General features: G+C 63.8%; 13 protein-coding genes. 3 read left to right on the top strand and 10 right to left on the bottom strand.

The features are described from left to right. Positions 1-20: 20 nt before the first annotated feature. The 9 genes from AC1DPX_RS32605 to rpsF all read right to left on the bottom strand — a co-directional run bounded on the left by AC1DPX_RS32605 (position 21) and on the right by rpsF (position 6879). Positions 21-1274, bottom strand: a complete 1254-nt coding sequence (locus tag AC1DPX_RS32605; protein ID WP_477241964.1) for an RNA polymerase sigma factor — start codon at positions 1272-1274, stop codon at positions 21-23. Further along, positions 1271-1636, bottom strand: a complete 366-nt coding sequence (locus AC1DPX_RS32600) for a YciI family protein (protein WP_202355055.1) — start codon at positions 1634-1636, stop codon at positions 1271-1273. The genes AC1DPX_RS32605 and AC1DPX_RS32600 overlap by 4 nt, the downstream gene beginning before the upstream one ends. Positions 1637-1664: 28 nt before the next feature. Further along, entirely contained in the window at positions 1665-2378 is a 714-nt protein-coding gene (locus tag AC1DPX_RS32595; protein WP_477241962.1) for a DUF1428 domain-containing protein, read from the bottom strand. Between the two features lie 121 nt (positions 2379-2499). Beyond that, entirely contained in the window at positions 2500-3471 is a 972-nt protein-coding gene (locus AC1DPX_RS32590; protein WP_477241960.1) for a small ribosomal subunit Rsm22 family protein, read from the bottom strand. A gap of 1 nt (position 3472) precedes the next feature. Beyond that, positions 3473-3796 carry a YnfA family protein gene (locus AC1DPX_RS32585; RefSeq protein WP_202355052.1) on the bottom strand — a complete coding sequence of 108 codons (324 nt, stop codon included), beginning with the start codon at positions 3794-3796 and terminating at the stop codon, positions 3473-3475. A gap of 80 nt (positions 3797-3876) precedes the next feature. Further along, positions 3877-5169 carry a class I SAM-dependent methyltransferase gene (locus tag AC1DPX_RS32580; RefSeq protein ID WP_477241958.1) on the bottom strand — a complete coding sequence of 431 codons (1293 nt, stop codon included), beginning with the start codon at positions 5167-5169 and terminating at the stop codon, positions 3877-3879. 175 nt (positions 5170-5344) lie between these two features. Further along, entirely contained in the window at positions 5345-5929 is a 585-nt protein-coding gene (rplI, locus tag AC1DPX_RS32575) for a 50S ribosomal protein L9 (protein WP_202355050.1), read from the bottom strand. A 201-nt stretch (positions 5930-6130) separates the two neighbouring features. Further along, positions 6131-6379 (bottom strand): 30S ribosomal protein S18, encoded by a 249-nt coding sequence (rpsR, locus tag AC1DPX_RS32570; RefSeq protein WP_006203718.1) that lies wholly within the window; start codon positions 6377-6379, stop codon positions 6131-6133. After that, a complete protein-coding gene (gene rpsF / locus AC1DPX_RS32565) occupies positions 6379-6879 on the bottom strand; it encodes a 30S ribosomal protein S6 (protein ID WP_010915168.1) in 501 nt (166 codons plus the stop codon). Before rpsF ends, rpsR begins: the two co-directional genes overlap by 1 nt. 464 nt (positions 6880-7343) lie before the next feature. Here rpsF and AC1DPX_RS32560 point away from each other — a divergent pair, with 464 nt between their 5' ends. Continuing rightward, entirely contained in the window at positions 7344-8981 is a 1638-nt protein-coding gene (locus AC1DPX_RS32560; protein ID WP_202355049.1) for a pilus assembly protein, read from the top strand. Positions 8982-9019: 38 nt separating this feature from the next. Here AC1DPX_RS32560 and AC1DPX_RS32555 read toward each other — a convergent pair whose 3' ends face one another. Next, positions 9020-10981 carry an LTA synthase family protein gene (locus tag AC1DPX_RS32555; RefSeq protein ID WP_477241956.1) on the bottom strand — a complete coding sequence of 654 codons (1962 nt, stop codon included), beginning with the start codon at positions 10979-10981 and terminating at the stop codon, positions 9020-9022. A 245-nt stretch (positions 10982-11226) separates the two neighbouring features. Here AC1DPX_RS32555 and fabD point away from each other — a divergent pair, with 245 nt between their 5' ends. Both fabD and fabG read left to right on the top strand, forming a co-directional pair. Beyond that, the gene (fabD, locus tag AC1DPX_RS32550) at positions 11227-12174 is read left to right on the top strand and encodes an ACP S-malonyltransferase (RefSeq protein ID WP_477241954.1); all 948 of its coding nucleotides are present in this window, start codon (positions 11227-11229) and stop codon (positions 12172-12174) included. A gap of 59 nt (positions 12175-12233) precedes the next feature. Next, on the top strand, positions 12234-12971 hold the full coding sequence (gene fabG / locus AC1DPX_RS32545) for a 3-oxoacyl-[acyl-carrier-protein] reductase (RefSeq protein ID WP_202355046.1): 738 nt from the start codon (positions 12234-12236) through the stop codon (positions 12969-12971). The last annotated feature ends 9 nt before the right edge of the window (positions 12972-12980 follow it).

Genomic DNA, 12980 nt, shown 5'->3' with positions numbered 1-12980 from the left:
TCCGCCAGGGTCGGACGAGTCTAGTCGTGGAGGGTGCAATGGCTGGCGAGTTGATTGAGGCGCGTCTCCAGGAAGCGTCGTTCCGCCGGCTGGCGGGTCAGGTCCAGTGCCCGTTGGTAAGAGGTGCGTGCGGCTTCAGTCAGGCCTAGCTTGCGCTGCATATCGGCCCGCGCCGCATGCGCCAGATGGTAGCCATCGAGGCTGCCTTGTGCCATCACGACGTCGACCGCCGCCAGACCGGACCGCGGGCCGTCGCGCATGCCAAGGGCGGCGGCTCGGTTCAGCGCCACCACCGGCGAGGGGGCGACGCGCCCCAGCACATCATAAAGCGCGACGATCTGGGTCCAGTCGGTGTCTGCGGTACTAGCCGCTTCCGCGTGGACGGAAGCGATGGCCGCCTGGAGGATGTAAGGCCCGACCTGCCGCGAAGCGAGCGCCCGACCGATGAGGCCGTTGGCGTCGGCGATCAGCCCGCCGTCCCATTGCGACCGGTCCTGATCTTCAAGCAGGACGAGGTCGCCATTCACATCGACCCGCGTCGCGCGCCTTGCCTCATGCAGCAACATCAACGCCAGCAGCCCATGTGCTTCTGGATGGTCGAGCAGATCCACCACCAGCCGGCCGAGACGGATCGCCTCGGCGCACAGATCGGCGCGCGTCAGGCTTGGTCCCTGGGTTGCCGCGTAACCCTCGTTGAAGATCAGGTAGATCACCTGCAGCGCGCTCTCGAGGCGTGCCGGCAGTTCGCCGCGGTCAGGCACCTCGTAGGGGATGGCCTCGTCGCGTATCCTTGCCTTGGCCCGCACGATGCGCTGGGCGATGGTCGGCGCCGGCGTCAGATAGGCGCGGGCGATCTCTTCGGTGGTCAAGCCGCCCACCTCGCGCAGGGTCAAGGCAATGCGTGCGTCCGGCGCCAGCGCCGGATGGCAGCAGACGAAGATGAGCCGCAGTTCATCGTCCGCTATGTCTTCAGGCGCGATCGGTTCCAAAGTCTGTTCGCTCAAAGCCAGCAGTTCCGGCAAGGAGCCGGCCAGCCGCGCTTCCCGTCGCCAGCGATCGATGGTTCGGAAGCGGCCGGCCGAGACCAGCCAGGAATAGGGATTGGCCGGCAGGCCATCGCGCGGCCAACGCTCGGCGGCGGCGACGAAGGCCTCATGCAAGGCCTCCTCCGCCGCGTCGAACCCGCCGAGCAGGCGGATCAAGGTCGCCAGCACGCGCCGCCCCTCGGTGCGATACACCGTCTCCAGGCTGGCATGCGTGCCGGCGGCGCTCACAGCACCGGCCGGGGCTGGCTGAAGTCGACGACCGGACGGACTTCGATGTGGCCGATCGTGGCCAATGGATGTCCGCTTGCCACCCGCACGGCTTCGTTGAGGTCGCGGGCCTCGATGACGATGATCCCGCCCAGCACCTCCTTAGTCTCCATGAACGGGCCGTCGACCGCCGACATCTTGCCGTCGCGGACCTGCAAGGTCATCGCTTCTTCAGGCAGCACCAGGGCTTCGCCGGTGACGAAATGGCCGCTGGCCTTCAGCACCTCGTCATATCCGGCGCACTCGGCAAGCGCGGCATTGGCCTGCGGACTTCCGCCGAACAGTGTCTGAGGGTGATAGTAGATGAGACAGGCATAGCGCATGATGGTTTCCTGGTCTTGATTTGCGGGGTCAGGCGTCGAGGATCGGCGCGAAGCCGCCATGGACCCTTCGGCCGTTGTCGTAGGGCATGATGTCGGCATACATGCGCGGATCGGCAATCACCTTCTTCCAGCCTTCGTCACGAACTTGTTTCGACGGCCATTCGACCCAGGAATAGACCACGGCTTCCCCGTCCTGCGCTTTCACCGCCGTCCTGTAGTCGGTGACCTCGCCGTCGGAAATGTCGTCGCCCCAGGCTTCGACGATGTGGGTGGCGCCGAATTCCCGGATCACTGCGGCATGCTTCGCGGCCACGGCAAGGTAGGCGGCCTTGTTGGCGACGGGAACCGGCACCAGCGAGCCATCAATATACCCGGGGTTGGCGGAAGGGCCCTCGTCAACGATCGATGCGAAGCCGCCTATCATCATGCGCTGGCCGTCGAAGGGCATGGTCGCGACGATCTTTGCCACACGCGGATCGCTCATCATCGTTTGGTAGGCGGCGTCCGCAGCTGTCTTGTCGGGATATTCGTGCCACGAAAAGATAACGACCTCGTCCGGCGTTGCCTTCACGGCGCGCTTGAAGTCGGTGGTCTTGCCGCCGGGCACGTCGTCGCCCCAGGCTTCAACCATCCGGGTCGTGCCGAATTCCTTCAGCACCGACGCCGCCTCGGTGACATGCCTGCGATAGGCTTCCTTGCTGGCGGCGGGCACGGCGGCGACAAATCCTGCGATATAGTTCATTGTCTTTCTCCTGTTGGCGTCCCGGAAGGTCCGAGAACGCCAATGGTCGAACGGCACAGCCTGGATTCGACACCGCTCCCAGATTTTTCTTTGCTGGCGCTGTCGCAGTGCCTTTGCCGCTCTATTCGGACGCCAGCCTGTCGCCCCAGTCCAGTCGCCGGGCCAGCTTGAAGTCCGCGCCGTCGCGCTTGGTGAACAGCTGCTCCGTGGCCGTGCCGTCTTCCCGGCAAAGCTTGAGCAGAACCTTGCCCGAGCCGGATTTCGGCGGCGCGATGACCCGAGCGGCATGGGAGGCGGCCGGCTGGCGCGACGCGGCGACAAAGATGAATTTCTCATCCTCCCACGGCACCTCGGCGTCCTTGGCCAGCCGGTGCAGGCGCGAGCGGGCGACGCGACGGGAAAAGTGGCACCAGTCGGGCGCGGTGAGCGGGCAGGTCACCTCGTGCGGACAGGGCGCCAGTACATGCGCGCCGGCCGCGATCAACTGCGCACGCACCGCCAGAATGCGCTGCCAGCCCGCCGGCGTGCCCGGCTCGACAATCAGCAGCGTGTCGGTCGTCAGCTGCCACAGCCGGTCGACCATTTTGGGCAGCGATGCCGGCACGATCTCGTCCAGCACATAGGCGCAAGTAACAAGGTCCGCCGACTGAAGGTCGGCGAGATCAATAGTGACGTCGCCAGTGCGCCAGACGGTTCGGGCCGTGATGGCATCGGCGGCGAGCGTCTCGCCGACCTTGCGCACCGCGGCACTTGCCTCCAGCAAAACCGCCTGTTCGAGATCGGGCCAGAGATCGTTGGTGGCCCATAGCACCGTACCAGGACCGGCGCCGACATCGAGCAGGGTTTTCGGTGCGAATTCAGGCCGGGCCGCGCTCAGCGCGTCGAGGCTGGCGCGGACCGCGGCATAGGTCGCCGGCAGCCGAGTCGCCAGATAGGCCCTGACCGCCATGTCCTGCGCCATGTGCAGGCGGCCGTCGCGCATTTCTGCACGGTAACGGTCCGACAGTGTTTTCGCGGCCTGCTTCAGCTCCGGCAGCGAGATTCTTTCCAGGATGCGATCGACGGCTTGTCGAAGAGGGGCTGGCAGCTCCACGCTATGCTCCTCGCGGTGCGAGCAGAATGACCGAAGCGCCGGCTATGCAGAGCGCGGCACCCGCAAGGTCCCAGCGGTCGGGACGCACGCCTTCCACCAGCCACAGCCAGGCCAGCGAAGCAGCGATGTACATGCCGCCATAAGCGGCATAGGCACGGCCCGCCGCATTGGTATCGACCAGCGCCAGAAGCCAGGCGAACAAAAGCAGCGAGACCAAGCCCGGCGCCAGCCACAAGGGCGATCTTTCCAGCCGCCACCAGGCCCATACCGAAAAACAGCCGGCGATTTCGGCGAGCGCCGCGGCGGTGTAGAGGAGATAGGTCATGAAAAAGGCCTCGCGACGATCACGAGGCCTTTTTCAGGGCAGGGGCCGGGAATGGCAAGCGCCAATGGCCAACGGCGTGTCTACTCCGCCACCTTGCGGCGGCGAGCGGGCTTGACTGGCTTCTCGACGGGAGCCGCTTCGCGGCGGCCCATGTCGCGCATTTCCAAGGCCTTCTCGCATTTGGCCATATAGTCGCGGGTCATCGGCAGCGTGTCGTTCTTCTTGGCGATCTGGAACTGGAAGATGACCAGGTCCTGCCAGCGGAAAGCCGCTTCCGAAGCGGCCAGATAGAATTCCCACATGCGGCAGAAGCGCTCGTCGTAGATGGCCTTGGCCTTGTCGCGGTTGGCGGCGAAGCGCTGGCCCCAGTGCTTCAGCGTGTCGGCATAGTGAAGCCGCAGGATCTCGACATCGGTAACCACCAGGCCGGACTTCTCGATCGCCGGCAGCACCTCCGACATGGCGGGAATATAGCCGCCCGGGAAAATGTACTTGCGGATGAACGCGCTGGTCGCCCACGGCACGCCGGAGCGGCCGATCGTATGCAGCAGCATGACACCATCGGGTTTCAGCAACGTCGCCGCCTTGTCGAAGAAGGTGCGGAAGTGATTGACGCCCACATGTTCGAACATGCCGACCGAAACGATGCGGTCGAAGCGCTCGTTGAGTTCGCGGTAATCCTTGAGCTCGAAATGGACGTGGTTTTCCAGGCCTTGCGCATGCGCCCGGTCGGTGGCCACGCCATGCTGTTCGGTCGACAGCGTCACGCCCTGCACGTCGACGTCGAACGCCTTGGCGAGATAGAGGCCGAGCCCGCCCCAGCCGGAGCCGATATCGAGCACGGTCTGGCCGGCCTTCAGCCTGAGCTTGGCGGCGATGTGGCGCTTCTTGGCGGCCTGGGCCTCGTCCAGCGTCATGTCAGGCTGCTCGAAATAGGCGCAGGAATATTGCATGTCCTCGTCGAGGAAGAGCCGGTAGAGGTCGCCCGACAGATCGTAATGGCGCTGCACGTTGCGGCGCGAGCGCGAGGTGGTGTTGATCTGCTGCAGGCGGCGGAAGGCGTGGCGCAGGCCCTCGATGGCTTTCGACCAGGTCGCGTCGATGCCGCCGCTGCCCATGTTCTGGAAGGCGATGCGCATCAGTCCGAGCACGCCGCCTTCGAGAATGTCGAGCTCGCCGTCCATGTAGGATTCAGGTACCGCCAGCATCGGATCGAGGGTGATGGCGCGTTCGGCATGCCGGGTCTTGATGTGCATGTGCACCGGCTCGCCGCTGCCGTCGCCGAAGATGACTGTCGAGCCTTTTGGCCCGGTTACCTTGAGATTGCCCGTGCGCACCAGGCGGTCGAGAACGCGCTTCAGCAGAATGTTCATAACCAAATGTCCCCTCACGGTCAGACTGGCTGCCTTAATTCTGCAACAATATATGGGGGTTCGAAAAGTTCCTTTTGGCACAAAAATGCCCGGGCGAGAGGCCCGGGCATTGGTCCAGAACGGCTGGATTACGACAAAGTGATCGGAGCGCCGCTCCTTCGCTTGTCGTATGCGATCAGGCGTTGTCTTCGCCGCCTTCGAACTCGGCGTTCGGATCGAAGAAGTTTTCCGGCCGCGCATTGTCGTTGATGTCGTCGCCATAGATGGCTTCGGCGGTGGTCAGCGTCTCGCCCTTGGCCTGGCGCTCGGCTTCGTCGGCCGTGCGGGCGATGTTGAGCGTGACGGTGACCTCGACTTCCGGATGCAGCGCGATCGCCACATTGGTGAGACCAATGGTCTTGATCGGCTGGTTGAGCAGGATCTGGTTGCGGTTGACCGAAAAGCCTTCCGCCGTCAGCAGTTCGGCGATGTCGCGGGTCGACACCGAGCCGTAAAGCTGGCCGGTTTCACCGGCCGAGCGCACGGCGATGAAGCTCTTGCCGTCCAGCTTCTCGGCAACCTGGCTGGCTTCCGACTTGCGCTCGAGATTGCGGGCTTCGAGCTGGGCGCGCTGGCCTTCGAATTTCTTCTTGTTGGCTTCGTTGGCGCGCAGCGCCTTGCCCTGCGGCAGCAGGAAATTACGGGCAAAGCCGTCCTTGACCTTGACGGTATCGCCCATCTGGCCGAGGCGGGAAACGCGTTCGAGAAGAATGACTTCCATGGTTTGTTCCTTTCTTTGGGCGCAAGCGCCAAATTCACTGGAACAGGTCAGGAAGCTTGAGCGCCTTGAGCGCCGGTGTCGCTGTCCTGCCTGTCGCGGCAGTTAGAGGTTTTGGCCTCAACTCGGGATTTGATGGCTGAACCGGTCATGCCCGTCATGGCCGGTGGAAGGAACGGGCGGCGAACCGCCCGTTCGGAAGAGTTAGCGGACCACGTAGGGCAGCAGGCCGAGGAAGCGGGCGCGCTTGATCGCCTTGGCGAGCTCACGCTGCTTCTTCTGGCTGACGGCGGTGATGCGCGACGGCACGATCTTGCCGCGCTCGGAAATGTAGCGCTGCAAGAGACGCACGTCCTTGTAGTCGATCTTGGGCGCGTTGGCGCCGGAGAACGGGCAGGTCTTGCGGCGACGATGGAACGGGCGCCGGGTCGGGATCTGGTTGATGTCGACCATTATTCTGCACCCCCTTCAAAGCCTTCGCGCGGACGGCGCGGACCACGATCGCCACCGGCGTCGCCGAACGAACGCGGCGGACGATCGCCACGGTCGCCGCGATCACGGTCGCCGAACGAACGCGGGCCACGATCGCCACGGTCGCGGTCGCCGAAGCTGCCGCGCTCGGAGCGCTCTTCGCGCTTCTGCATCATGGCCGAGGGACCTTCCTCATGCGCCTCGACCTTGATGGTCAGGAAACGCAGGACATCCTCGGACAGACCCATCTGGCGCTCCATTTCGTTGAGCGCTGCCGGCGGGCAGTTGAGGTCCATGAGCGTGTAGTATGCCTTCCGGTTCTTGTTGACCCGGTAGGTGAGGGACTTCAGTCCCCAGTTCTCGACCCGGCCGACGGACCCGCCATTCGCGGAGATGACGCCCTTGTACTGTTCGACAAGCGCATCGACCTGCTGCTGCGAGAGGTCCTGCCGGGCAAGAAACACATGTTCGTAAAGAGCCATTATGTCTTCGTGCCTTTCTTCGTTTCTCTCCCGGTTCCCGGCGGCAAAAGCCTCTGCAACTTCTCTGACCCGCTGGTCCCGGTTAAAGGGGCGGGGAAGAAAGGAGCATGACGAGACGGTCGAGAGCGGAGACACGGGAGGCGGAAGCACTTCTGGCTTCACGCGAAGGCTTTGATAAAACCTCCGGCCCTCCGTTCAGCCCCCAGCTGGGACCGGCAGATTGGCGGCGTCTATACAGCAATCCGCTGATAAGGCAAGGGCAGGCCGCGTTCCCGATGTCGCAGGTCGCCAAAAATCAGGCGGCAGCACCGTCATCACATGGCGGCTTCCGGCAACCGGCCCTTAACCACAAGTTCAGGTTGTGCAGGGTTGAGGCCTCGCCGTCAACGGTCGATTCATCAAGGAAGGCGCAAAAGCCCGGGCGATCCGCGCATATCAAGCGGTAAGCATTTCCGGGGGTAAGGATGCTTCTCAACAGATTCTGGCGCTCGAAGAGCGGCAATTTCGCGCTGCTGATGGCGCTCGGTCTGCCGGCCATCCTGTCGGCCGTGGCATTCGCGGTCGACGTCTCAACCATCATGCGGGCCAAGAGCAACCTGCAGAATGCGCTCGACGCCGCAAATCTTGCCTCTTCGCACCTCGGTGACCTCGACATCACCCGCACCGACGCCTTCGACCGCTATTTCCAGGCCAACATCGCCGGGCATGGCGAACTCGCCAATGCGCAGGCGACGCTGAGTGTCGACAGGGGCGTCAACTTCATTAAGACCAAGGCGGTTGCCTCGGCGGACATCAATTTGAACTTCGCCTTCCTGTTTGGCCAGAACAGACACATTGTCGTCGACGCCTCGGCGGTCGAATCGAACAATCAGCTCGAAGTCGTGCTGGTGCTCGACAATACGGGCTCGATGGCCGGTGCCCGCATGACGGCGTTGAGGACGGCAACGAAATCCTTGCTGGACACGCTCGAGGCGACGAAATCGCCGACGCGCCAGGTGCGCGCCTCGCTGGTACCCTTCGTCACGGCGGTCAACGTCAATGGCGAGGGGTTCGACCCGTCCTGGATCGACTTGCACGGCAAGTCCTCCACCAACGGCATCAATTTCCCCGTCGTCAAGGGCAAACGGCCCAACCACATGGCCCTGTTCAAGCAGCTCGGCCTGAAAGGCGGATGGAAAGACACCGGTTGGAAAGGCTGTGTCGAGGCGCGGCCCGGCACCTACAACATTTCAGACACGCCCCCCGATCCGTCGAAGCCCGACACGCTGTTCGTGCCCTATTTCGCCCCTGACGATCCGGAGCCGGCCGCCAAGCCGTCCGGCTCCTACGGCAATTCGGCCACCGGCTACAACAATTCCTATCTCGACGACACAATAGACGACGAGAAGCTCAAAGAGCCGGGCGTCAATGTGCTCGATATCGACCTGAGCGATCTAACTTCCGCCGTGGTCAACGCACTGACGCGCGGAGATTTGGAAAAGGTCGCCAAATATGTCGCGTCGACCAAAAAGATCGTCACCGAGACAAGCGGCGCCCTCACCGTTGGCCCCAACCGCGCCTGTCCCACTCCTGTCGTTCCGCTGACCGACGATTTCGACAAGTTGCGCAAGGCGGCGAGCCAGATGACGGAATGGAACGGCTCCGGCACCAACGTTTCGGAGGGCCTGTCGTGGGGCATGCGGGTGCTGTCGCCGGGCGCGCCCTATACCGACGGTGCGCCGTTCAAGACGGCAGGCGTCAGCAAGATCGTCATGCTGCTCACCGACGGCGAGAACGTGGTCTACGGGGCCAGCAATCAGCCGACCAAGTCCGACTATACATCCTATGGATATCTGGCCGATGGTCGCTTCGGGTCGGACAACCAGACGGCGGCGGCCCGCAATGTCGACGGCTGGACCAAGAGCGTGTGCACGCAGTTGAAGAACCAGGGCGTGCAGATCTACACCATGGTGCTGCAGTCCGACACCGCCGCCAATCGCACACTGTACAGTGCCTGCGCCTCGGACCCGAGCGGCTACTATGCGGTCAACGATCCGGCCAAGCTGCCGGATGTTTTCCAGCAGATCGCCAACAAGTTCTCGAGGCTGCAGCTGACCAACTAAGCTGCCTCTCACACGCACCTCCAAAGGATCGGACCCCCTCAGCTCGTGTGGGCGACGACCTTGTCGACCGTCTCGGGGAAGAAGTCGGGCGCCGCGTGGCGCTTGCCGAACATCATGTCGTACTGGATGAGCCGGAAATCGCGGATCGCCGGGTCGATCTCTTTCTGCCGCGACCAGTCGGGCGTGGCCTCGCCGGCCGGGGTCAGAAGCAGGTTGCGGTCGACCACGCGGTAGCGCTCCCGCATCTCGCCCAGGAAGCCCGTATAGTAGGGGTGAGTGATGCCGGCGGCAGTCAGGATATGATAGGGCAGGAACGCCGGGCTCACCGTGCCGAGATCAGCGACCGGACCGGAACGGTTCGACCAGATGATCAGTGGCGTTTCGTGATGGTCGAGGGCGGCCTGCGGTGTCGGCTCCTTGCGCGGCGCGACATTGTCCTTCAGGAAGCCGGTCTCGACATAGACCGGCCCAAGCGGCGGCAAATGGTCGCCGAAGAAGGCGACGATCGTCGGCCGCTCCCGCTTCTTGGCCCATTCGATCAGCCGTTCAAGGCCGCGGTCCGCGTCGGCTGAACCTTCCGCATAGCTCAACAGCGAGTCGCGCGCCCACTGGCTGATCGGCGCCTGCACCGCGTGGGTCGGGTTGTAATAGCGGTTTGGTTCATAGGGGCCATGGTTCTGCAGGCTGACCGCGAAGAAGAACACCGGGTCGTCGCTGGCGTCGGCTTCGCGGATGATCTCGTCCGTCATCGCCGCGTCCGATGCCAGCGGTCCGCGCTTTTCCATGGGCGGCAGCGTCTCTTCCGACCTGAAATCGTTGAAGCCGAAATCGGCGTAGACCGCGCCGCGGTTCCAGAACCAGTTGGTGCCGGGATGGATGGCGCGCGCCCTGTAGCCCTCGCTCTTCAGGAAGGTCGCCATGGAAGGCGTCGGCGTGCGCACATATTGCTGGTAGGGGATGCTGCCAGCCGGCAGGAAAGCGTTGGAAAAGCCGGTCAGCGCCTCGAATTCGATGTTGGCGGTCATGCCGCCGAATTCAGGCGAGAACATCGAACCGGACCGCAATGCCCGCACGGTGGGAATGGGATCCGGCGTGATGGTGACGCCGGGCAGCCTGTTCGGATCCCAGAAGGATTCGCTCATGACGATAATGATGTCGGGCTTTTCATCGGGCACCGATGCCGTCATCTGCGGCCGCTCGATCGCCGCGATCGCCTTCTCCGTATAGCCCGGCGGTGCCGAGACATGCGCCATTGGCACGTTGAGCGCGAAGGCGAGCGCAAAGCCGTTGGAGGCGTAGTTTTCCTTCTGGTCCCACATGATCGGGATGATCTGCAGCCGGTCCCTGGTCCAGGAGAAGGTGGCATAGTCCATGATCGAGACGAAGAAGGCGAGCAGCGGCACCGCCAGCGTCAGCCGCGCAAGGCGGCCCTTGTGGCTGAGCGCTGGAACCTTGCGGCGCCACAGCCGCCAGCCATAGACGAGCAGCGACAGGCCGGCGACGATGCCGGCGACCATGGCGAGCGCGGTCATCGGTCGGTCGCGCACCAGGAGCGGCAGCAGGGCGACGATCTGGCGGGCGTAGAGAAAGTCAGTCGGGTAGAGCGGATCGCCGAGATAATGCGACTTCTGATGGCCGACAAAGGCCAGCGACAGCGTCAATGGCGCGACGATCATCAGGCTCTGATGACTGCGGCCGAGCACAGCGTCGAGGCCAATCAGGATCAGCGCGAAGACGACGATGGTGGTCCAGCCCGGCTTGAGCGGCTGAAGGAAGAAGGAGACCGTGCCGGCAAAGTCGCCGCGCACGATCAGTTCGATGGCGAACACCAGGATGGTCGAGATCGCAAGGCTGATCAGCCCGTAACGGACGACCGGCCATGCCCGGCCCGGCAGATAGCCGGTGGACGGATCGTCTTCCAGGAATTGAGGCGCGGCTTTACCCGCGCGTTTCGAACTCTTTGCCACTTTAACTTCCCACCCAGCGACAACCCAAGTCACGCGATTGTCATATAATTGTCACGCAAAGCTAGCGCCTGTAGCGGAAATAAGAAGAGCCAGCGAACGATTCGTGAGCGGTTTTCATCAGGAGTGATCGCCAAAAAGCCTTTTGGAACAGGCACTCGGCGCGCGGTTCGGAGCCGGGGTAGGGTTGAACCGGGCTTGACTTGGCGGCCTGCCTTGCGCCACAGGCAGGGAAAATTCGTGTTATCAGGCAAGTAAAACCAGTCTTCGGGAGCCCTCGCATGGCCGTCGCATTCACCTTTCCGGGACAAGGCAGCCAGGCTGTCGGCATGGGCAAGGATCTCGCCGACGCCTTTCCCGAGGCGCGCAGGGTCTTCCAGGAAGTCGACGACGCGCTCGGCGAAAATCTGTCGAAGCTGATCTGGGAAGGTCCCGAAGAGACCTTGACGCTGACGGCCAACGCGCAGCCGGCGCTGATGGCGGTTTCGCTGGCGGCGATCAGGGCGCTGGAATCGCGCGGTTTCTCGCTGAAGGACAAGGTCGCCTATGTCGCCGGCCATTCGCTGGGCGAGTATTCGGCCCTTGCCGCAGCCGGTTTTGTGTCCGTCGCCGATGCCGCGCGGCTGCTGCGCATCCGCGGCAACGCCATGCAGGCGGCGGTGCCGGCCGGCGAGGGCGCCATGGCGGCCATCATCGGGCTGGAGCAGGCGGATGTCGAAGCCGCTTGCGCCGAGGCCGTGCAAGGGTCCGGCAAGGTCTGCCAGATCGCCAACGACAATGGCGGCGGCCAGCTGGTCATCTCCGGCGCCAAGGCGGCGGTCGAGCTGGCAGCCAAATTGTGCAACGAAAAGGGCGCCAAGCGGGCGCTGATGCTGCAGGTCTCGGCGCCCTTCCATTCGGCGCTGATGGCACCGGCGGCCAATGTCATGCGCGAGGCGCTCGCCGGTGTGACGAAGCATGCGCCGGTGGTGCCGGTGGTGTCCAACGTCACGGTGACCCCGACCAGCGATCCCGACGAGATCGCCCGGCGCCTGGTCGAGCAGATCACCGGCCGCGTGCGCTGGCGCGAAACGGTGGAATGGTTCGGCGCCAACGGCGTTGCGACACTTTACGAGATCGGCGCCGGCAAGGTGCTGTCCGGCCTTGCACGGCGCATCAACCGCGACATTGCGACGGCAGCCGTCGGCGCACCGGCCGATGTCGAGGCCGCGCTGGCCGCTCTTGCATAATCCACTGGCGATTTGACCCCACCCGTGTGAAGGGTGTTTTCTCAGATCAGGAGACGAAAATGTTCGAACTGACCGGCCGCAAGGCGCTCGTCACCGGCGCATCCGGAGGCATCGGCGAGGCGATCGCCCGCGTGCTGCATGCGCAAGGCGCCATTGTCGGCCTGCACGGCACCCGCATCGAGAAACTGGAAACCTTGGCGGGCGAACTCGGCGACCGGGTCAAGCTGTTCCCGGCCAATCTGTCGAACCGCGACGAGGTCAAGGCGCTTGGCCAGAAGGCGGAGGCCGAGCTCGAAGGCGTCGACATCCTGGTCAACAATGCCGGCATCACCAAGGACGGCCTGTTCGTGCGCATGTCGGACGCCGATTGGGACTCCGTCCTCGAGGTCAATCTAACCGCTGTTTTCCGGCTGACGCGCGAACTCACCCATCCGATGATGCGCCGCCGCCATGGCCGCATCATCAACATCACCTCGGTGGTTGGCGTGACCGGCAATCCCGGCCAGACCAATTACTGCGCCTCCAAGGCCGGCATGATCGGCTTCTCCAAATCGCTGGCGCAGGAGATCGCCACCCGCAACATCACCGTCAACTGCGTTGCTCCGGGCTTCATCGAATCGGCCATGACCGACAAGCTCAACGACAAGCAGAAGGAGGCGATCATGGCGGCGATTCCGACGCGCCGCATGGGCACGAGTGCCGAAGTGGCGTCCGCCGTTGTCTACCTCGCCTCCAACGAAGCCGCCTACGTCACCGGCCAGACCATCCACGTCAATGGCGGCATGGCAATGATTTGACGGATATGG

This window comes from Mesorhizobium sp. 01N446, assembly GCF_056399285.1.
The sequence above is the reverse complement of the archived record's forward strand: the minus strand, read 5'-3'. Positions and strand labels throughout refer to the sequence as shown.